Genomic DNA, 19,946 nt, shown 5'->3' on the forward strand with positions numbered 1-19,946 from the left:
TGAGGTTTTACGGTCGCTCCAGAGGCCGCCGGAACCGACCGGCGGGATTCCAGGAGGAGCTCCCCATGACCGAGCGTGCAGCCCACCCCGTGGCCCCCGTCATCCCCGAGCGTTACCGCCACGCCGTGGTCCCGCACATCATGGTCGACGACGCCGCCGCGGCCATCGCGTTCTACGAGCGGGCCTTCGGCGCCCGGGAGGAGTTCAGGCTGGACGCCCCGGGCGGCGGGGTCCTGCACGCCGAGATCAGCATCGGACCGTCGGTCCTGATGCTGGGTGACGCGAGCGTGGAGGCGACCGGGGCGGGCCCCTTCGCCGCCCCGGCCGCGCTCGGCGGGGGTACCTCCGTCACCCTGCACGTGTTCGTCGCCGACGTCGACGCGCTGGCGGAGCGTGCGGAGGCCGCGGGGGCGCAGATCCTGCAGCCGCCGACGGACATGTTCCACGGGGACCGCACCGTCATCCTCAGGGATCCCTCGGGTCACATGTGGGTCTTCCTGACCCACCTCGCCGACCTCTCCGAGCAGGAGCTCCGCAGCGGTCTGGCCGCCTCCGGGATCTGAGTCCGGGATCTGATCAGACCGCCGCCTCCCGGTGGGTGATCCGGCCGCCCGACATCGTCAGGCGGACCGGAGCCCCGGCCAGCTCCTCCGGAGTCGCGTCCACCGGGTCCGCGCCGAAGGCGGTCAGGTCCGCCCGGAAACCGGCCGCGATCCGGCCCGCCACCCGCTCCTCCCCCGCCGCCAGCGCGGCGTGCGAGGTCATGCCCTCCAGGGCCATCAGCCCGGTCAGGGCCGCGCCCGGCCCGGCCCCCGTACCGGCCGAGGCCGCGCCGCGCGGGCTGCGGGCGATGGACAGCACCTGGCGGGCGTCGTAGTGGGCGATCGGCCAGTCGGAGCCGAGGGCCAGCACCGCGCCCGCGTCGCGCAGGTCACGGCAGCGCCAGGCGTGGCCGGCCCGCTCCCCGCCCAGCCGCTTGGACCACTCGTCGCTGTGGTCGGCCCGGGTGTACGCGGTGTGCGGCGGCTGCATCGAGGCGGCCACCCCGAGCTGCGCGAACCGCTCCAGCTGGTCGTCGGGGACCGTCTCGATGTGCTCGATCCGGTGTCGCATGCGGGCCTGCGGGCCCAGCCCCGCCACGGTGTCCAGGACGTGGCGGACCGCCGCGTCACCGATGGCATGGGTCGCGGTGCGGACCCCGGCCACGTCGAGGACCCGTACCGCTGCGGCGTACGCGTGCGGGTCGGGCCAGAAGGCGTCGGTGCCCTGGCCGTGGCAGTCGGCGTGCTCCAGCCAGGCGGTGCCGCCCTCGACGGTGCCGTCCATGAAGAACTTCACGCCGTCGACCTGCCAGTGGCGGCCCGTGAGCCGCTGGAGCCCGATCAGCTCGTCCAGGTCCTCCGAGGTGGCGCCCGGCATGCACCAGGGCGCGAGCTTCAGCCGCAGCGGCAGGTCGCCCTCGTACTCCACGGTCGAGAGCAGGGCCGGTACGTCCCCGTCGCCCAGGTCCATGACGTGCGCGCCGGTCAGGCCAGTGGCGGCCATGTCGCCCAGCAGCCGGGTGAGGCGGCCGCGGCGCTCGGCGTACGAGGGTTTCGGCGCGACGGAGCCGACCAGGTCCATCGCGGCGTGCTCGATCAGGTGGCCGGTGGGCCGCCCGTCGGCGTCGCAGACGATCTCGGAGCGCTGGGCGAAGGTGCGCCGGCCCGTGATCCCGGCGGCGGCCAGGGCCGCGCCGGAGGCCAGGGCGGAGTGGCCGTCGTAGAGCCGCAGGAACGCGGGGGCCCCTGCGAGGGCCTCCTCGATCAGCGACTTGTCCACGGGGCGGCCGCCGAAGGCGTTGTGGTCGAGGCCGAAGCCGGTGACCCAGCCGCCGGGGCCCCGGTCGGCCGCGCGCAGGGCGGCGCGCAGCTGGTCGAGGTCGCCGACGGCGGAGAGGTCCGTGCCGACCGCCATCTCGATGCCCCAGACGGGGTGGCTGTGGGCGTCGGTGAGACCGGGGGTGAGGGTGGCGCCGCCGAGGTCGACGACCTCGGTGCCGGGGCCGCGCCAGTCGCGCACGTCGGCCTCGTCGCCGACGGCGACGATCTCGCCGCCGCGTACGGCCACCGCGCGGGCCTCGGGGCGGGCGGGGTCGAGGGTGCGGACGCGGGCTCCGGTCAGGACGGTGTCGGCAGCGGGCACGGGGCTTCTCCTTGCGGGTCGAGCGCCTGCGGGTCGAGCGCTTCTACGGGCTCTTCGGCTACGGGCTCTTCGGCGAACCGGGCGTAGACCTCGGGGCGGCGGGTCTTGAGCCGCTGCGCGAGGACGAGGCCGGCCAGGAACACGGCGGGGACGAGGGCGACCAGGACGGTGTCGACGGTGGTGGAGGCCATGGTGAACAGGCTCACCTTGGAGATCACCAGGCAGATCGCGACGGCCAGCAGCACCGCGGCGGCGACGGGCGCGATCAGGGTCCGCCAGGGGCCCTCGTCGTGGCGGATCCGGCGGAAGTAGACGGGTACGGCGATGGCGGCGAGCAGCATCAGGGCCATGAGGCCGATCATGCCCGGGGTGTTCACCCAGAGCAGGAGCTGCTGGTACGGGTCGGCTCCGGCGAGCGCGAAACCGAGCACGATGACGGCGCCGAGGGCGGTCTGGGCGAGCCCGGCGAGGTACGGGGAGCCGTGGCGCGGGTGGATCCGGCCCAGGGCGGCGGGCAGGACGCCCTCCTCGGCGAGGGCGAGCACGTACCGGTTGATGGCGTTGTGGAAGGCGAGGAGGGAGGCGATGACGCTGGTGACGATGAAGACGTGCATCAGGTCGGCCGCCCAGGGGCCGACGTAGGTGGTGATGGCGGTGAAGAAGAGGCCGCCGGGGTCCTGGGCTGCGGCGGAGACCACTTCCTCGGAGCCGAAGGCCTGGATGACGATCCAGACGATGAAGGCGTAGAAGAGGCCGAGGAAGGCGACGGCGATGTAGGTGGCGCGCGGGATGGTCCGGTCGGGGTCGCGGGCCTCGCGGCGGTAGATGACCGTGGACTCGAAGCCGGTGAAGGCGGCGAAGGCGAACGCCAGGACGGCGGCGGTGCCGGGGACGAGCACCGCGCCGGGGGCGAAGGAGCCGGCGGAGAGTCCGTGGGCGCCGCCCTTGAGGAGGACTCCGCCCGCGAGCAGGACGAGTATCCCGGTCTCGGCGACGAGCAGGATGCCGAGCAGCTTGGCGCCGAAGTCGATGGAGCGGAAGCCGCCGTACCAGATGAGGACGAGCCCGGCGAGGGAGACGGGCAGCCAGGGGACGTCGACGCCGCCGAGGGCGTGGGCGGTGTCGGCGGTGGTGGTGCCGAGGAGGCCGTAGACGCCGATCTCCATGCCGTTGTAGCCGATGAGGGCGAGGAGGGCGGCGCCGATGCCGACGCGCTTGCCGAGGCCCTGGGCGATGTACGCGTAGAAGGCGCCGCCGCTGCGGACGTGGCGGCTCATGGTGGTGAAGCCGACGGCGAAGACCGCGAGGGTCAGGCCCGCGAGGAGGTAGCCGGCGGGGGCGCCGATGCCGCCGAGCAGGATCGCCACGGGGGCGACGCCCGCCATGACGGTGAGGGGGGCGGCGGCGGAGACGACGAAGAAGGAGATGTCGGCGGTGCCGAGCGCCGCGCGGCGGAGGGCGGGGCCTTCTGCCGGTCCTCCTGATCCGGCGGGTCCTCCGGCGGGTCCTCCGGCGGGTGATTGGGCTGGTGATTGGGCTGGTGATTGGGATCCGGCGGGTCCGGCTGCTGTCGATTCCGGCGTTTCGGGCATGCGGGGGCACCCTTCTGCGAACGGCAGACGTCGGGAACTCGAAAACCTAAAGGCTTTCGGTTTGCGGCAATGTAGCCTCCGGTTTTGGCGTACGGGAAGACCTGACGGCGGGAGAAACACGATGGCGCGGCCACGCACCCCACTGCTCGACCGGGAGCGGATCGGCGCTACCGCCCTGCAACTCCTGGCGGAGCAGGGCGAGTTCAGCGTTCCGCAGATCGCCCGTGCGCTCGGGGTGCAGACCGGCTCGCTGTATCACCACGTGGACGGCCGGGCCGGAGTGATCGAGCTGATACGGGAACGGGTGTGCTCCGCGATCGACGGCGGAACCCTGGCCGCCGAGCCCTGGGACCGCGCGCTGGAGGCCTGGGCCCGCTCCTACCGGGCCGCCTTCGCCGCCTACCCGCGCGCCATCCCGCTGCTGATGACCACCCCGGTCCGGGCGCCGGCCGTGCTCGCGCAGTACGAGCAGGCGGTGGCGCTGCTGCTGGGGGCCGGCTTCCGCGCAGAGCAGGTCATGCCGCTGCTGACGGGCCTGGAGAACCTGGTCCTGGGCTCCGCCCTGGACCTCGCCGCCCCCGAGACCATGTGGGAGCCCTCGCCACAGACCCCGCTGCTGGCCGGGGCGCTGGCCGCGCAGGGGCCGGGCCGGGCGGAGGCGGCCTTCGAGGTCGGCCTGGCGGCGTTCCTGGCGTACGCCGCAGAGAGCCTCCGGAGCGAGGGGGAGCGGGGCGGTCCCACGGCTCCGGGCGGCTGAGGCGCCGGACGCCGAGCGGCGCGACAATGGGGACGAGGGACGCGTCCGCCGTGCGTCTCGTTGCCTTGCGTTGCCTTGCCTTGCGTTGCATTGCGGAGAGGCGGGAGCTCGTGGTGGCGTACATAGCCGTGACTGCCCTGAGCCATGTCGGGCTGGTCCGCGATCACAACGAGGACAGCCTCGTCGTCGGACCCTGGACCCTGTGCGGGACCACGACCCGGAGCCCCCAGACGCTCCTGTTCCCCCTCGGCAGACCGCTCGTCGTCGCGGTCGCCGACGGGCTCGGCGGGCAGCCTGCGGGCGAGGTCGCCAGCGAGCTGGTCGTCCGCGAGCTCGCCCTGCTCGGGCCGTCGCTGGACGGCGCCCTGGCCATCGAGGACGCGCTGGACCGCTGCAACCGCGCGGTGCACTCGGCCACCGAGGGCCGCCCCGACTTGACCTCCATGGGGACCACGGTCGCCGGCACCCTCGTCATGGCGGACTCGCTGCTGTCGTTCAACGTCGGCGACAGCAAGGTGTACCAGGCGACGGCAGACGGGTTGCACCAGGTCAGCGTGGACGACAGCCCACCACCGGAGCCGGGTCACCGCACCACGTCCATCGTCACCCAGACCCTCGGCGGGAGCCGCGCGCAGCACGTCCTCACCCCGCACGTCAGGACCCTCCCCCTGGCCCCGGGCGACCGCTACCTGGTGTGCAGCGACGGCCTGACCGACCCGGTGCCCGACGAGGCCATCGAAAACCTTCTGCGCGTGCACGACGACGGCAAGGCGGCGTTCGAACTGTGGAAGGCCGCCATCGAGGCCGGCGGCCCCGACAACATCACCCTCGCACTGATCCGCATCGGCGCGTGAGGCCGAGGCCAGGATCGGCGGCGGATGCCCGGCACTGGACCGGGTCAGGTCAAGCAGCCTTGCGCTGCCTGTTCTCCAGGGACTTGGCCGCGCTGCGACGCTTGCTGTCCAAGACGTCGACTCCGGTGCCGGGGCCTGCGTCCGGCCGCTCGTTCCATCCGCGGATTTTGGCCGCGACCTCGACCAGGCGCCGGTCGTCGGGTCCCACTGCGAGGTAGAAGAGGGCCTCGTCGGGCTTGGGATCGTCGCCTCCCCAGCGGACGACGCCGTCCAGTTCGGCGAGGATGTCCCGGATCACGACCATCTCGTAGGGAAAGAAGCCCCCCTTGACTCCGACCGGATAGTGGCCGGGGCGGATCCGGATCGCCGTGCCGGACGCCAGATTGCCCTCGGGCAGGCCCTTGCGGACCTTCCCCGGCGCCTGCCAGCCGGCCACGTCGCCCTTGCGCAGGAAGTCGATCTCGTAGTGGAAGCGGCGAATCACGTGGAAGAGAAGGGCTTCCGCTTCACCGAGGCGGACGGCGACTCCGTCGAGCTCGGTTCCGGGGACCGGCCGCGTCCAGATGGAACCGCCACCGTCCGTGACCTTCTCCATCTCCCAGCTGTTCGGGCCGAGCTTCCCGGTGAAGATCTTGGCCTGCTCCTCCTTGAGCCGCCGTAGGGCCGCCTGGATGTCGTCCCGTTCCGGCACTTTCGGGGAGGGGGAGGCGTACGCGGGTGTGGCGAGCAGCGCGGATCCGGGAATCGACCCCAGACCCGCGACGGCGAGGAGGCCGCCGGCCCGACCCAAGGCCGCACGGCGGGATATCCCTGGCTGGTTCAATGCTCGGTTCCTTCCATCGTGGACATCTTCTTGAGCTGAGCGCGGGCGGCGGTGGCGCAGGCGGCGGTGGCCACGGCGCCAAGAGTCAGGACGGCGACGATCGGATTGACGTACCCCGGCACGCCCGCCGAGTAGCTGCCACCTCCGCGGATGTGGCACTGCAGACGCAGGGGGATGAAATCCCCCACGAACGCGTCCACCCTCGCCGCCTTCTCAGGCCCACCCGCTTCCAGGCACGCCGTGAACTGCCGGGTCTCGTCCAGGAACAGGAGGTGCAGGCACCCCCACAGGTAGAAGGCGAGGGCTCCGCACGCGCAGACCAGGGCAACGTCTCGCCATTTCCCCCAGGCCGTATTCGCCCGGCCGCCGCGTCTGCTGGTCGAGACGATGAGATATCCGCCGCACACAGCCAGGCCGACGAAACAGAGGAGGACGACCGAGAGGAGGACTCCCGGGTCGTGCCCCGACGATGAGCCCGAGGCCACCGTAAGCATCGAGGACCGCATCAAAAGTCCTTACATTCCGCGCATGATGAGGTTGTACTTCTCGAAGAGTTGGTAGAGGGGCATTCGCTTCTGCGCATGCTCTTCGGCCATGGTTCCCCATCCCTGGTACCGACGCAGGATCTCGAAGGTCTCCTCGTCGGTGTAGTTGAGCTGGGGGGTTCGGAGTACCTTCTCTCCGGCTGGAGGGTTCTGCCCTCCGGGCTTACCGCCGGCACCCCAGATGTGGATGAGAGGGACGGTCGTGAGACTGTGCGGGTTCTCCTGGTTCAGCTTGTGCCACATCTTCCATATGTCGGCATCGACGGCGGAGTTGAGTATCTCACCCGTGATGTATCCGGCGTCGATGCAGTAATTCCATGCTCTGATACCGACTTCACCACTGATTTGTGCGATTCCGGTACTGGAGTCGCGCAGGGGCACGACCCCACTCGCACCGGTACCGGTGTGGTAGAGAGTGACGGCGGCATCCACTCCGAGGTCCACGGGATCGTAGTGTCGCATCTCCCAGTAGGCCGAAGTCTGAATGAGCGCCTTGCGCATGTTGTGTTTACGGGCGAGCGCGGTGACGAGTGCGTCGTTCGCGATGATGGTCTCCAAGCACTGGGTGTGCGTGAAGATGCGGGTGGCGCTACTGTCCGGGTAGCCGATGGACACCATGTAGGAACTGATGTCTCCGTGCAGCCCTCCCCAGTAGTCCGTGGAGAAATTAACGTCCGGTTTCTCTGTGGCCGGGGCGTTGAAGGAACCCTGGCCGGTGTCGCGCCCGGAGGCCATGTTGTTGTCGATGTTGATCGCACCCGCGCCGCTCCCGACGTTGATCGTGACGATCTGGTCGTAAGCCCAGTCGGGGGGCAGCGGGTACCCGTAGTTTCCGGAGAATCCACTGGACATGTCGGACACGAAGCTAGCAGTGCTCAAGCCTGCTTCACCCACCCGGATGCACACGTTCCGAGGTCCGTAGACGCCGACCGCATAGGGATTTCCGAACATGGCAAGGCCGTCGCGAATGCCCTGGAAGTAGGGAATCACGTTGTCCGTGATCTCGAAGTCGTAGGCATCGAAGTCGACGGCGAAGAAGATGCGGGAGCCGTCCTTGAACCCGTGGTTCTTGGCGGCATTGGCGGCGGCGAGGGCCGCGTCCCTGCCTCGAGTGCGGGTGAATCCCGAGGCTGCCCGCCCGTATGTCTGGTAGATCGGGAAGCACCTGAGCCCACTGCCGGCGATGGTGGCCAACTCCCCTGGTTGGATTGCCTTCTCGGCGATTCCGATGGGGTCGGGGTTGGTGAGATAGCGACCGATGTACTTGTAGCCGGCGCCCTTCAGCGCATCGGCGCGTGCCTGGGTGACCTTCGTGACGCCGTCGCAGGCCGAGCCCCTGCGGTCTTGATCTCCGTAGGAGACCAAGAGGGAGGCCCAGGTCGAAAAGTCGCCGTTGCCGGTGACAGGTAATACACAAAATGCCTGGAAGGCCTTGACCTCGGCTGCGAGTGCCGCGGTGTAGACGCCGCCGAAGGTCGCATTGCGCTGATTGAGGATCATGGCAGCACTGAAGAGAAGGACCCAGGTGCCCTGGGACTGAAGGGAGACGGAATGCCCGCCCAGCCCGGAGCGTGTCCCCGGGCCGAACACGCCGTTGGCGACACCGTCAGCCATGCCCAGCTCGTATTGGATCGCCAAGAGCATCGACTTGGCCACGGTCCGGGAGTGGTGGCCGTCGCAGGGAATGATGAAGAAGTCCTGCCGCTGGACGTAGCGCCCGTTGAGCCACTGCTGCACTTCGCGGACTCCGGCACTTCCCCCGTTGACGACCACGTACGGATCCATGGTGAGCAGGGCCTTGAATACCTTCGGAGTCAAGTCACCGCCGGGATAAGCGAGGTCGACCCCCATATCGGCCTTCAACTTGGTGACGGAGGCGGATACGCGCGAGTTGTACAACCCGTCGATGTCACCACCGTCGTAACCCTTACAATAGAGCGCGGACTGAATGAGGCGACAGAAGTCGGCCGAAGGCATCGTGGCGGAGTTCAGCTTGGGGTACTTGGAAGTGAGGACCGACAGGGTGCCCGGCCCGAAACTGTCGGACTGGGGAGAAATGGCGAGCTCATACTGGAGAGATCTGGTGAGGGCGTACATCAGCTCCCAGGAGGTACGGCCGTCTTCTGCTACGGCGGGAACACCTCGGGGCACATAGACCTGATTGATGAACTTCTGAGCCCTGAGCACCATTCCATCAGCCATGCCTGCTCCTTTCAATACTATGTAAGGCATCATCACTAACGAATAGCCGACCAAAGAGTCCACAGAATGGCGCCTGATGATCACGCGCAGGAGTTAAGGCCAAGGTGCCGCACGAGCCCAACGTGGGCGATCACCCCCGAAATTCCTCCCTGGTGACCTTCTCGATCGTGACGTGCGGGCGGTCCGGAAGTGGCTTACCCTGGGCCTTGGCAGTGGCCTCAACCGGCCAGGATGTACCCGGGTAAACGCCAACCGTGTCCGTGTCGACGTGCAGCATCACATCGAAGCCATCGGCGCCCTGAACGCGTACATCTACCTTGTAGAAGGCACGCTTCGCACCGGTGTTCTTGATTTCAACGGGAACGGTCAGCCCGTCCCTGCTTCGCACAGGTGTGTAGACCGTTACGTCGCCCTTCGTGGCAATCGGGTGCTTGAAATTTCCGTCGTCAGTATCCGAACCGGGACCTGCCGGCTGTACGGGAACTCCACTGGCAGCAGCCGCGGCCCGTTCACGTTCTGCCCGCTCGTTGGCTTCGGGGTCAGAAGAGCTCACGCTCGACGGACGTGCGGATTCCGACGACTTGGGCTTCTGAGACGGCGAAGGCGGCGCGTGCGTCGTCGGGGAGGCAGACGGCAGGATGGAGGGAGATGCCTGGGGTATCGCGACGCCGGCCCGGGGTTCCGCATTCGGAGCCTTCCCACTGCAGCCCACAGCCATGGCGCCAGCGGCCAATGTCACGAGGAGGGCCCCCGTAGCCCTTACACACTTCGATCCTCGTCGGCTTCCACGCGTGGGCATGGGTACAGAGAAAGCCATTTCTCGCCTTGTCATCAGTGTGAGTGGAGTTCACGAGGACTCGAGCGGGCACGGATTCTCCGCAGCGGACTCAAACCCTGAGTTGCACTGTCGCCGAGACCGTAACTCCTGCGATCACTGGTAGCGAGCTGCTTCCAGCCATCCACCGCTCGGATGGCTGGAAGCAGCTCAATCAGGTCAGTTGCAGGGAGTTGAAGGGGCTACGAAGTCGATGATCGCCTTAGAGGAGCTCGCCGAATCCTTCATGATGGCCGTCACTGGCGCGCAGAAGACATAGCTTCCTGTGATCTTGACGGGACCGGCGTACTGAGTGAAGTTACCTTCATCAATACTGCACTTACCGCCGATCTTGTTCTCGCACAGCTTGAGCTTCATGTACTTGGATGTTGCCAGGTTGTTGTCGAAGACGGCACACGTACCGGACAGATCCGCAGTGTTGTAGGTGAAGAGCGTGCCCTTCCGGCTTGCGTCGGGAAGCCGTACAGCTTCGAACAGGTTGTACCCAGCCCCGCACAGAGTTGCCGTGGCCTGCACTGCCTGCGGGTTGGCGGCAGCGACTTCCAGCGTGGATGCAGTTGCCCTAGGAGATACCGCAACTCCGGCAATACGAGCCACCGGGACTCCGGCGCTACTTGGCCCCTCTGCAGCCGAAGCCTGCGGCATGGCCAGGCCGAATCCGACCACAGTGGCCATGGCAACTACTGCACGCTTTATGGACTTTCGAAACGTGGACACGAGTCCCCCCAGTTAATTCTTCCGAACAAAGCGAGTAGCTGAAAGATCCCCACCTAGCCGCTGGGTGGGCAAAGACCCCGAGATGGCGGCGAACGGCCCCTGATGAATCCATGCGAAGTTCCTCCAACGTCGCCCCCAGACGTTCCGCTCCGACCCCCACCGGGCTGACGAAAGGCTAAATCTCGGGACGGTGGCCGATCAAAGGGATTTCGGTCCGTGGGAAGCTTCCTGAGGTGCATGTGGCCGACAATCACCCTGCAGTCGGAGTCCGGGCAACACTCCAACAGCAGCACATACAGGGATTTTGAACGCGAGACGCTTGTTGGAACTTCAAATTCCAGATAAACCCATTGACCTAAAATCATCGCGAGACCCCGCTTTGCGGTCAGTTCCAAACGGTTCACAAAGGGGCCGTTTGCCGTCGCTGAGTCGCGGTTGCTACCCGTGGAGCAGTGCGCGAACTGGTTCGCCGCCTGGCGGGACCTGCCCGAGGAGGAGCGGGCGGTACGGCGCTCCTCGACGGTCCGTGAGCAGCGCCGCGCCCCGGACGAGATCCGTGCGGTGCGCCGCCACCTCGTCCAGGTGGCGGGGGCCACTGCGAGGGGGCGCGGGCGACGTCCTTGGAGTCTCGGATGAGGATCGACTCGGGCAGCACGGCCACCTCGACACAGTCCGGGCCATCGTTGGTGCCATAGCTGCACTTGGCCCAGGCGAATTCGACGCACTCATTGCTGTCGCTGGCGCTATAGCTGCTCATGACCCCGGTCAGTGCGGAAGGGCCGCCGATCGAGGGCTTGATGCTCATGTCTCTCCCAGCAGATTGTCGATGAAGACCCTCGACTCCCGGGGCTGAGGGCCTACCTGGATCTCAACGGTGCGCAGCCGACCGAGGTCGAGCAGGTTCTCCAACTGCCTGCGGAGGACCTGCCGCCCGCCGATCGGCCGTTCCAACGCCATCTGTTCCAGCACGAAGGTCAGGGCGGGCGGCGGCTGACGGTGGAACATCCCCCCTGCCGGGCCATGCACGCAGCGGAGTATCGCTCCACCACGTCCGGCTAGTACGCCTGCCGCCGGATCTCGTACAGCGCCCGCGTGCACTCCTCGGTTGGCGCTGGCCAACTTGGAGGCCGAGGCGGTCGGACGCGGCAGCGCCGGCAACACACCCGGCCGAGGCCCCGCCCCAGCAGCAGGCGAGCAGGTCCGAGCGCCGAGGCTCCCGTGCCTCCGCCCCACCGGCCCCGTCCCGGAACGGCACCGCGAGTCCGCCGACCTCCTGCACGGCAGCCACGGCCGTCTGACTCCGTGCGCACTCGGCCTTCGGACGGGGAGAGATCGAGTACGGACGGGGCCGGGCCTGATCCGGGGATACCATCCATAATGGGGAGCGATCCCCGGTACTGACGGCATCCCCGGTACGGACGGGCAGCGAAGAGAGGACGTACGGCATGACCGTGCCCCTGCGGCGTGACGCGCAGCGCAATCGCGATCTGCTGGTCGCCGCCGCCCGCGAGGCCTTCGCGGCCCAGGGGCTGGACGCCCCGCTCGATGACATCGCCCGCCGGGCGGGCGTCGGCAACGCCACCCTGTACCGGCACTTCCCCAGCCGGGCGGCGCTGGTGGACGCCGTCTTCGAAGGCGCGCTCGCCGGTACGACGGCCGCCGGGGAGGAGGCGCGGGGCGCCGAGGACGCGTGGGCCGGGCTGACCGGCTACCTCGACGTGGTGTTCACCGTGCTGGCCTCCGACCGCGGCACCAACGACCTGATGACCACGGGGATCGAGGGGATCCGCTCCCTGGACGCCGTGCACGCGCACAACCACGAGACCATGGTGCTGCTGCTCGGCCGCGCGCAGCGGCAGGGCACGGTCCGGAGCGACGTCACCACCGAGGACCTGCTCCTCGCGCTGGCCGCGCTCGGCCGCGCCGTGCCCGCGCTGGCCGCCACCGTCCCGGACGGCTGGCGCCGCCACCTGGCGCTCTTCCTCGACGGGCTGCGCACCGCCGGTCCGGCCGCCCCGCTGCCCGGCCCGCCCCTGTCCCCCGTCCAACTCGGCGAAGTACTGCGCGAGCTGGGCCCGCACCGGGCGGAGCGGACCGAACGGGCGGAGCGGGCGGAGCGGGCGGAGCGGGCGGAGCGGAAGCGGCCCGCAGCTCCGTAGAGCCGGCGTGCTGGCGTGCTGGCGTGCTGGCGTGCTGGCGTGCTGGCGTGCTGGCGTGCTGGCGTGCGGCTCAGGATCCGTAGAACAGTTCGTCCACGACCGCCCGCGCCCGGCGCGTGATGCGGCGGTAGTCGTCCAGCATCTCGCCGACGGTGCCTTCGGCGTAGCCCAAGTAGCGGCCGACCGCGCCCAGTTCGCGGCTGTCGGTCGGGAAGGTGTCCCCGGCCCGGCCGCGGACCAGCATCACGGCGTTGCGGACCCGGGTGGCCAGGACCCAGGCCTCGTCCAGGATCTGCGCCTCCTCGGTCGGGATCAGCCCGGCCGCGTGGGCGGCGGCCAGGGCCTGGCGGGTGCGCGTCGTGCGCAGGCCGGGCTCGCACCAGGCGTGCCGCATCTGGATCAGCTGGACGGTCCACTCGACGTCGCTGAGGCCGCCGCGGCCCAGTTTGGTGTGCAGGGTCGGGTCGGCGCCGCGGGGCAGGCGTTCCGACTCCATCCGGGCCTTCAGCCGCCGGATCTCGCGGACCGCGTCCTCGCCGAGCCCCTCCACCGGATAGCGCAGCGGGTCGATGAGCTCGATGAAACGGGCCCCGAGCTCGGGGTCGCCCGCGATCGGTTCGGCGCGCAGCAGGGCCTGGGACTCCCAGGTCAGGGACCAGCGGCGGTAGTAGGCGGCGTAGGAGGGGAGGGTGCGGACGAGGGGGCCCGAGCGACCTTCGGGGCGCAGGTCGGCGTCGATCAGGAGCGGCGGGTCGGCGGTGGGGAGTTGGAGGAGCCTGCGCATCTCGGCGATGACGGTCTGGGCGGCCTTCGCGGCCTCCTGTTCGTCGACTCCCTCGCGGGGTTCGTGGACGAACAGGACGTCGGCGTCGGAACCGTAGCCGAGCTCGTGGCCTCCGAAGCGGCCGACGCCGATGACCGCGAAGCGGGTGGGCAGGGTGTCGCCCCAGTGGCCCCGGACGGCGGCGCGCAGGGCTCCGGCGACGGTGGTGGCGGTGAGGTCGGAGACGGCGTCGCCGACCCGGTCGACCAGGGCTCCGTGGTCCTCTTCCGCCGGGCTCTCCTCCGTACCGTAGGAGCCGATGATGTCGGCCGCGGTGGTACGGAACAGCTCGCGGCGGCGTACTCCGCGGGCGACGGCCACGGCCGCTTCCGGGTTCTCGGCACGGTTGACGGCGGCGAGGACCTCCTGTTCGAGGGCCTCGCGGGTACGGGGTTGCAGGCCTTCGGGGTCGCCGAGCAGGGCGACGGCCTCGGGGGCGCGCATCAGCAGGTCCGGGGCGAGGCGCCCGGCGGACAGCACGCGGGCGAGGTTCTCGGCGGCCGCGCCCTCGTCGCGCAGCAGGCGCAGGTACCAGGGGGTGCGGCCGAGGGCGTCGGAGACCTTGCGGAAGTTCAGCAGGCCGGCGTCCGGGTCGGCGGAGTCGGCGAACCAGCCGAGGAGCACCGGCAGCAGGGTGCGCTGGATGGCGGCCTTGCGGGTGACTCCGGAGGCCAGGGCTTCGAGGTGGCGCAGGGCCGCGGCGGGGTCCGCGTAGCCGAGCGCTTCGAGGCGCTGGCCGGCGGCGCGCGGGGAGAGCCGGGTCTCGCCGGGGGCGAGCTGGGCGACGGCGTCGAGGAGCGGCCGGTAGAAGAGCTTCTCGTGCAGGCGGCGGACGACGGAGGCGTGCCGGCGCCAGGCCTTGTTGAGCTCGGCGACGGGTTCGGTGCGCAGGCCCATGGAACGGCCCAGGCGCCGCAGGTCGTTCTCGTCCTCGGGGACGAGGTGCGTGCGGCGCAGCCGGTAGAGCTGGATGCGGTGTTCCATGGCGCGCAGGAAGCGGTACGCGTCGTGCAGCTGGGCGGCGTCGGCGCGTCCGACGTAGCCGCCGGCGGCCAGCGCGTGCAGGGCGTCGAGGGTGCTGCCGGAGTGCAGGGTGGCGTCGGAGCGGCCGTGGACGAGCTGGAGCAGCTGGACGGCGAACTCGACGTCGCGCAGGCCGCCGGGGCCGAGTTTCAGTTCGCGGTCCACCTGGGCGGCGGGGATGTTGTCGACGACGCGGCGGCGCATCTTCTGGACGTCGGCGACGAAGTTCTCGCGTTCGGCGGCCTGCCAGACGAGGGGAGTTATGGCGTCGATGTACTCGGCGCCCAGGGTTTCGTCGCCCGCGACGGCGCGGGCCTTGAGGAGGGCCTGGAACTCCCAGGTCTTGGCCCAGCGTTGGTAGTAGGCGAGGTGGGAGGCGAGGGTGCGCACCAGCGGACCGTTCCTGCCCTCCGGGCGGAGGTTGGCGTCGACGGGCCAGATGGTCCCTTCGACGGTGGTCTCGGAGCAGATCCGCATGAGGTGGGAGGCGAGCCGGGTGGCGGCCTGGACGGCCTTGCCCTCGTCGGCCGGGTCGATCCCGGGGGCCGCGTCCCCGACGAAGATCACGTCGACGTCGGAGACGTAGTTCAGCTCGTGGCCCCCGCACTTGCCCATGGCGATGACGGCGAGCCGGCACAGCGCCGCGTCCTCGGGGGCGGCGGCGCTCGCGATGCGCAGGGCCGCGCGCAGGGTGGCTGTGGCGAGGTCGGCGAGTTCGGCGGCGGCCTGCGCCACGTCCGTGGTGCCGCAGACGTCGCGGGCGGCGATGGAGAGCAGGCAGCGGCGGTAGGCGACCCGCAGGGCCACGGGGTCGTGGGCGTCTGCCAGGCCCTGCTCGAACTCCGGCAGTCCGGGGTGCAGATCGGCGGCCTCGTACGTGACGAGGGCCTGCCAGTCCCGGGGGTGGCGGGCGAGGTGGTCCCCGAGGGCCTCGGAGGCGCCGAGCACACCGAGGAGCCGGTCGCGCAGGGGCTTGGCGCTGACGAGGGTGTCGAGCAGGACGGGCAGCTCCTCGGGCGACTGCGCCTCGGCGAGCCGGACCAGCCCGAGCAGGGCGAGGTCGGGATCGGCGGTGGCACCGAGGGCGTCGAGGAGCACCGGGTCGGTGCGTACGGCGGCCAGCGCGGCGGCATCCAGCAGCCGGGCCGCGGCGGAGGGGTCGGTGAAGCCGCTGCGCAGCAGCCGGCTGAAGGTACTGCTCCTGCGTCCCGGGACTGTCATCCCGCCGCCTCCTGCGTACGTCGGCTCTGCCTCTGCCCTGGCCGGGCGGTTCCGCGGGACCGTGCTGCCGGCTGCGCGCTGCTTGCTCCTGGCTGCGTGCGGTGATCCGCCGGTCCGCCGGTCCGCCCGTAGTGAGACTAGCCGGAGCGGGCGTTCTCCTGACCGACGCGCACCACGGGGTCGATTATTCGCTTATCTCCGTATCCGGCGTGCGACCCCAAGTGTTCATCTCCGGAGGTCCGAAACGTCCGCGAACCCGATGAACCAACGCGTCGGCAAAGGCCTCTCACTGACCGACCGACTGCTCCGCGCGGTCCTTCCTGCCGGAACGATCCCGAGGCGTAACCGATGCCCGTTTCCCGCCGACGCTTCCTTCTCGCGACCGTGCTCCCGATGCTCACCGTCGGTGTCACCGGCGCCCTCGCCATGGCCGCCGGCCAGCGGACGGCCACCGGGGCACACCCCGAAACCGGACCGGGGGCCGGACCGGGCGGCGCCCTCGCGGCGAGCACCACCGCCGGATCCGTCGTCCAGATCCTCGCCCACCCCGACGACGACCTGTTCTTCATGAACCCGGACCTCAGCCGCTCCCTGCAGGCCGGCCTCCCGCTCACCTCCCTCTACCTCACCGCCGGCGAGAGCGACGGCCGCAACGAGGCGGCCGGGCGCGAGGCCAAGGATCCCAAGCAGCCGTCCGACCGCACCGGGTACGCGGAGGCCCGGCAGAACGGCATACGCGCCGCCTACGCCGAGATGGTCACCGGAGACCGCACCAGCGCGTGGCGGCGTACGGCCGTACCCACCGCGGGCGGCGGTCAGGCCGAGCTCGACGTCCTCCTCGCGAAACCGCACGTCCACCTGATCTGGCTGCAGCTGCGCGAGGCCCGCTCGCCCGCCTCGGACGTCCCGGACAGCCTGCACGGCCTGTGGAACGGCCGTATACCGGCGCTCGCCCCCCAGCTCTCGGCCGCGACCCCGGCCGATCAGCCGCACACGCACACCAAGGACCAGGTCGTCGAGGCGATAGCCGGGATCCTGGAGCGGTACAAGCCGACGACGGTACGAATGCTGGATCCGACGCCGGGACGGTACCTGGACAGCGGCAAGTACACCGACCACCAGGACCACATGTACGCGGCCCGGTTCGCGCAGGCCGCGGCCGCCGCGTACGCCGCGCGGGTCCCCGTCGGGCAGCGGCCCCGGTTCGCCGTCCAGCACTACCTCGGCTACCACAACGGCACGCTGCCGCACGCCCTGGACCCGCAGACCGCCGAAACGAAGATCGACTACCTGCGCACGTACGGCTGGCAGGACAAGCAGAACTACTGCAACTCCCCCTCCGGCTGCGGCGACCGCAAGGTCGGCGGCAGCCCGACCGGCCACAACTGGGCCCAGTCGCTGCGCTACGCCCGCGCCGACAACGCCTCCTGGCTGGTCCAGGGCGCCCCCGGCCGCCTGTACGCCTTCGCCGCCCTCGACGGCCAGATGGCCGTCTGGAGGCGTGGCGGGGACGGGGGGACGGGTACGGGTACGGGTACGGGTACGGGCGCTGGTACGGGTACCAGCGCGGCTGGCGCGGCCGGCGCGGCAGACTCAGCCGGCACGACCGGCACGACCGGCACGACCGGCACGGCAGACGCGGCCGGCACGGCAGATGCGGCCGGCACGGCAGATGCGGCCGGCGCCTGGCAGGGCCCGGCCCTGCTGCCCGGCACCGGCATCGACCCGGGCGCCACCACCGCCCGCTTCCCCGACGGGCGCGTCGCCGTCTTCGCCACCCGGACCGTCTTCGGCGACCGGCCCCAGGACTACCGGCGCGAGATCGTCTACGCCGCCCAGTCCGAGCCCGACGGCCCGTTCGGGGCGTGGGTCCCGCTCGGGACCCCCAACAGCCCGGACGAGGACAGCACCTCGGAGATCAGCGCACCCTCCGCGGCCGTGGACCGGGACGGGCTCCTGACCGTGTACGCCCGCGACGCCCGCCGCACCCTGCGCGCCCGCGCCCAGCAGCCCTCGGGCGCCTTCGGCGACTGGCAGAGCCTGGGCGGCGAGGACCTCCAGGGCGACCCGGTGACGGCCACCGACTCCGCCGGGCGGCGCCACCTCTACTCCCCCACCACCCGGTCCGTACTCGCCTGGATCCAGCCCGCCCCGGGCGCCCCGCTGGCCGGCCCCTTCCCGACCGGGCTCCCGGCCACCACCGTCCCCCTGACCGCCGCCGCGGAGGCCGCCGGCGTCCGCCTCTACTTCCGGCGCCCCGACTCCGGGGTCGTGCGCACCGCCCTGGTCACCGCGGGCACCGGCGCCGCCAAACCGTCCGTCTCCAGCATCACGGAGGCCGGCGGCCGATCCGGCTACGGTGCGGTCGCCGTCGCCGGCCGCCTCCTGTCGGGCCGCGCCGACTCGGGCACCATCAGCACCACGGCCCTGGGCGGCCCGCCCGCGTGGACGGAGTCCAAGATGCTCTACGCGGGCGCCCCGGCCGCCACCGTGGAACAGAACGGCACCACCACCACGGCAGTCCTGGGCCTGGACGCGGAACTCCACCTCACCACCGCCCACCCCACCCCCACCCACCCCACCTGGCACCGAGCGGTCCAACCCACATAGGCCCCCAACACACGAGACCCCACCCCCAACCCGGGAGCAGGGCCTCGCACGTACGTCGGCAGCGACGGACCGCCTACAGCACCGGCATCATCTTGCGGAGTTCGAAGGCCGTGACCTCCGAGCGGTATTCCTCCCACTCCTGCTTCTTGTTGCGCAGGAAGAAGTCGAAGACGTGCTCGCCGAGGGTTTCGGCCACCAGTTCGCTGCGCTCCATCAGGGCGATGGCCTCGCCGAGGTTTTGCGGGAGGGGTTCGATGCCCATCGCGCGGCGTTCGGCGTCGGAGAGGGCCCAGACGTCGTCGTCGGCGCCGGCCGGGAGTTCGTAGCCCTCCTCGATGCCCTTGAGGCCCGCGGCCAGGAGGACGGCGTAGGTGAGGTAGGGGTTGGCGCCCGAGTCGATCGAGCGGACCTCGACGCGCGAGGAGCCGGTCTTGCCCGGCTTGTACATCGGGACGCGGATCAGGGCCGAGCGGTTGTTGTGGCCCCAGCAGATGTACGAGGGGGCCTCGCCGCCGGAGCCGGCGGTGCGCGAGGAGCCGCCCCAGATGCGCTTGTAGGAGTTGACCCACTGGTTGGTGACCGCGGCCGTTTCGGCGGCGTGGCGCAGGAGGCCCGCGATGAAGGAGCGGCCGACCTTCGAGAGCTGGTACTCGGCGCCCGACTCGTAGAAGGCGTTGCGGTCGCCCTCGAAGAGGGAGAGGTGGGTGTGCATGCCCGAACCCGGGTACTCCGAGAAGGGCTTCGGCATGAAGGTGGCCTGGACGCCCTGTTCGAGGGCGACCTGCTTCATCACCAGGCGGAAGGTCATGATGTTGTCGGCCGTGGAGAGGGCGTCGGCGTAGCGCAGGTCGATCTCCTGCTGGCCCGGGGCGCCCTCGTGGTGGCTGAACTCGACCGAGATGCCCATGGATTCGAGCATCGTGATCGCCTGGCGGCGGAAGTCCATGCCCACGTTCTGCGGAGTGTGGTCGAAATAGCCGGAGTTGTCCGCAGGGGTGGGTCGGGTGCCGTCGAGCGGCTTGTCCTTCAGCAGGAAGAACTCGATCTCGGGGTGGGTGTAGAAGGTGAAGCCGAGGTCGGAGGTCTTGTTGAGGATGCGCTTGAGGACGTAGCGGGGGTCCGCGTACGACGGGGAGCCGTCCGGCATCAGGATGTCGCAGAACATCCGGGCGGTTCCGGGGGCCTCCGCGCGCCACGGCAGTATCTGGAACGTGCTCGGGTCCGGCTTGGCGATCATGTCGGATTCGTAGACCCGCGCGAACCCCTCGATCGCCGAACCGTCGAAGCCGATCCCCTCGTCAAAGGCCTGCTCCAGCTCCGCCGGCGCGACCGCGACGGACTTGAGGAAGCCCAGTACGTCGGTGAACCACAGGCGCACGAAGCGGATGTCGCGCTCCTCGAGCGTCCGGAGGACGAATTCCTGCTGCTTGTCCATACCTTCATCCTCGCAGTTCAGACGGGCTGTGCACCACCATCCCGGAGACCGGGGGCACATCCGGGGCACAGTCGGGCCGGCCCAGTATCGCCAGCGGTGGTTTCCGCCAGATTACGCACCCCGAGAAGCCTGCGGCACCCCCGGACTGACCTTGGACCCGTCATGA

General features: G+C 70.2%; 16 protein-coding genes and 1 pseudogene. 6 read left to right on the forward strand and 11 right to left on the reverse strand.

Annotated elements, in window-relative coordinates; all coding sequences use genetic code 11:
• The first annotated feature begins 65 nt into the window (after positions 1-65).
• Positions 66-563, forward strand: coding sequence for a VOC family protein (locus OG490_RS11110; protein ID WP_330296119.1), 498 nt, complete (start codon positions 66-68; stop codon positions 561-563).
• A gap of 13 nt (positions 564-576) precedes the next feature.
• Here OG490_RS11110 and OG490_RS11115 read toward each other — a convergent pair whose 3' ends face one another.
• Together OG490_RS11115 and OG490_RS11120 are read right to left on the reverse strand one after the other, a co-directional pair.
• The gene (locus tag OG490_RS11115) at positions 577-2,184 is read right to left on the reverse strand and encodes an amidohydrolase (protein WP_330296120.1); all 1,608 of its coding nucleotides are present in this window, start codon (positions 2,182-2,184) and stop codon (positions 577-579) included.
• On the reverse strand, positions 2,160-3,776 hold the full coding sequence (locus OG490_RS11120) for an APC family permease (RefSeq protein ID WP_330296121.1): 1,617 nt from the start codon (positions 3,774-3,776) through the stop codon (positions 2,160-2,162). The genes OG490_RS11115 and OG490_RS11120 overlap by 25 nt, the downstream gene beginning before the upstream one ends.
• Before the next feature lie 121 nt (positions 3,777-3,897).
• On the opposite strand from OG490_RS11120, the gene OG490_RS11125 reads away from it, so the two are divergent.
• Together OG490_RS11125 and OG490_RS11130 are read left to right on the forward strand one after the other, a co-directional pair.
• A complete protein-coding gene (locus OG490_RS11125; RefSeq protein ID WP_330296122.1) occupies positions 3,898-4,533 on the forward strand; it encodes a TetR/AcrR family transcriptional regulator in 636 nt (211 codons plus the stop codon).
• 113 nt (positions 4,534-4,646) lie between these two features.
• A complete protein-coding gene (locus tag OG490_RS11130) occupies positions 4,647-5,387 on the forward strand; it encodes a PP2C family protein-serine/threonine phosphatase (RefSeq protein ID WP_330296123.1) in 741 nt (246 codons plus the stop codon).
• A gap of 49 nt (positions 5,388-5,436) precedes the next feature.
• Here OG490_RS11130 and OG490_RS11135 read toward each other — a convergent pair whose 3' ends face one another.
• From OG490_RS11135 to OG490_RS11155, 5 genes are all read right to left on the reverse strand, one after another.
• The gene (locus OG490_RS11135; RefSeq protein ID WP_330296124.1) at positions 5,437-6,210 is read right to left on the reverse strand and encodes a hypothetical protein; all 774 of its coding nucleotides are present in this window, start codon (positions 6,208-6,210) and stop codon (positions 5,437-5,439) included.
• Complete coding sequence (locus OG490_RS11140; protein WP_330296125.1) at positions 6,207-6,716, reverse strand: hypothetical protein; 510 nt, start codon at positions 6,714-6,716, stop codon at positions 6,207-6,209. The genes OG490_RS11135 and OG490_RS11140 overlap by 4 nt, the downstream gene beginning before the upstream one ends.
• Before the next feature lie 9 nt (positions 6,717-6,725).
• Positions 6,726-8,957 carry a glycoside hydrolase domain-containing protein gene (locus OG490_RS11145; RefSeq protein ID WP_330296126.1) on the reverse strand — a complete coding sequence of 744 codons (2,232 nt, stop codon included), beginning with the start codon at positions 8,955-8,957 and terminating at the stop codon, positions 6,726-6,728.
• Between the two features lie 130 nt (positions 8,958-9,087).
• Positions 9,088-9,510 (reverse strand): hypothetical protein, encoded by a 423-nt coding sequence (locus OG490_RS11150; RefSeq protein WP_330296127.1) that lies wholly within the window; start codon positions 9,508-9,510, stop codon positions 9,088-9,090.
• 441 nt (positions 9,511-9,951) lie between these two features.
• A complete protein-coding gene (locus OG490_RS11155) occupies positions 9,952-10,467 on the reverse strand; it encodes a hypothetical protein (protein ID WP_330296128.1) in 516 nt (171 codons plus the stop codon).
• A gap of 486 nt (positions 10,468-10,953) precedes the next feature.
• Here OG490_RS11155 and OG490_RS11160 point away from each other — a divergent pair, with 486 nt between their 5' ends.
• Positions 10,954-11,145 (forward strand): hypothetical protein, encoded by a 192-nt coding sequence (locus OG490_RS11160; RefSeq protein ID WP_330301199.1) that lies wholly within the window; start codon positions 10,954-10,956, stop codon positions 11,143-11,145.
• A gap of 22 nt (positions 11,146-11,167) precedes the next feature.
• On the opposite strand, the pseudogene OG490_RS11165 reads toward OG490_RS11160, so the two are convergent.
• Both OG490_RS11165 and OG490_RS11170 read right to left on the reverse strand, forming a co-directional pair.
• Positions 11,168-11,314: pseudogene (locus tag OG490_RS11165) on the reverse strand (DUF397 domain-containing protein); the annotation flags it as partial.
• Positions 11,311-11,514 (reverse strand): Scr1 family TA system antitoxin-like transcriptional regulator, encoded by a 204-nt coding sequence (locus OG490_RS11170; protein ID WP_330296129.1) that lies wholly within the window; start codon positions 11,512-11,514, stop codon positions 11,311-11,313. The pseudogene OG490_RS11165 and the gene OG490_RS11170, both read right to left, overlap by 4 nt.
• Positions 11,515-11,954: 440 nt before the next feature.
• Here OG490_RS11170 and OG490_RS11175 point away from each other — a divergent pair, with 440 nt between their 5' ends.
• Positions 11,955-12,668, forward strand: a complete 714-nt coding sequence (locus tag OG490_RS11175) for a TetR/AcrR family transcriptional regulator (RefSeq protein ID WP_330296130.1) — start codon at positions 11,955-11,957, stop codon at positions 12,666-12,668.
• Between the two features lie 70 nt (positions 12,669-12,738).
• Here the strand turns inward: OG490_RS11175 and OG490_RS11180 are convergent, their stop codons facing one another.
• A complete protein-coding gene (locus OG490_RS11180; RefSeq protein ID WP_330296131.1) occupies positions 12,739-15,735 on the reverse strand; it encodes a bifunctional [glutamine synthetase] adenylyltransferase/[glutamine synthetase]-adenylyl-L-tyrosine phosphorylase in 2,997 nt (998 codons plus the stop codon).
• Positions 15,736-16,083: 348 nt separating this feature from the next.
• Between OG490_RS11180 and OG490_RS11185 the strand changes: the two genes are divergently transcribed.
• Complete coding sequence (locus OG490_RS11185; RefSeq protein ID WP_330296132.1) at positions 16,084-18,345, forward strand: PIG-L family deacetylase; 2,262 nt, start codon at positions 16,084-16,086, stop codon at positions 18,343-18,345.
• A gap of 73 nt (positions 18,346-18,418) precedes the next feature.
• Here the strand turns inward: OG490_RS11185 and glnA are convergent, their stop codons facing one another.
• Positions 18,419-19,780, reverse strand: a complete 1,362-nt coding sequence (gene glnA, locus OG490_RS11190; protein WP_267757824.1) for a type I glutamate--ammonia ligase — start codon at positions 19,778-19,780, stop codon at positions 18,419-18,421.
• Positions 19,781-19,946 lie beyond the last annotated feature (166 nt).

Origin of the sequence: Streptomyces sp. NBC_00503, from assembly GCF_036346895.1 — a bacterium.
GTDB lineage: Bacteria > Actinomycetota > Actinomycetes > Streptomycetales > Streptomycetaceae > Streptomyces.

Bases quoted from the DNA above. Each gene is read 5' to 3' on its own strand.
- OG490_RS11180 (WP_330296131.1), bottom strand. From the start codon at position 15,735: ATGACAGTCCCGGGACGCAGGAGCAGTACCTTCAGCCGGCTGCTGCGC.
- OG490_RS11120 (WP_330296121.1), bottom strand. From the start codon at position 3,776: ATGCCCGAAACGCCGGAATCGACAGCAGCCGGACCCGCCGGATCCCAA.
- glnA (WP_267757824.1), bottom strand. From the start codon at position 19,780: ATGGACAAGCAGCAGGAATTCGTCCTCCGGACGCTCGAGGAGCGCGAC.
- OG490_RS11185 (WP_330296132.1), top strand. From the start codon at position 16,084: ATGCCCGTTTCCCGCCGACGCTTCCTTCTCGCGACCGTGCTCCCGATG.
- OG490_RS11170 (WP_330296129.1), bottom strand. From the start codon at position 11,514: ATGTTCCACCGTCAGCCGCCGCCCGCCCTGACCTTCGTGCTGGAACAG.
- OG490_RS11125 (WP_330296122.1), top strand. From the start codon at position 3,898: ATGGCGCGGCCACGCACCCCACTGCTCGACCGGGAGCGGATCGGCGCT.
- OG490_RS11145 (WP_330296126.1), bottom strand. From the start codon at position 8,957: ATGGCTGATGGAATGGTGCTCAGGGCTCAGAAGTTCATCAATCAGGTC.
- OG490_RS11155 (WP_330296128.1), bottom strand. From the start codon at position 10,467: ATGGCCACTGTGGTCGGATTCGGCCTGGCCATGCCGCAGGCTTCGGCT.
- OG490_RS11110 (WP_330296119.1), top strand. From the start codon at position 66: ATGACCGAGCGTGCAGCCCACCCCGTGGCCCCCGTCATCCCCGAGCGT.
- OG490_RS11175 (WP_330296130.1), top strand. From the start codon at position 11,955: ATGACCGTGCCCCTGCGGCGTGACGCGCAGCGCAATCGCGATCTGCTG.
- OG490_RS11140 (WP_330296125.1), bottom strand. From the start codon at position 6,716: ATGCGGTCCTCGATGCTTACGGTGGCCTCGGGCTCATCGTCGGGGCAC.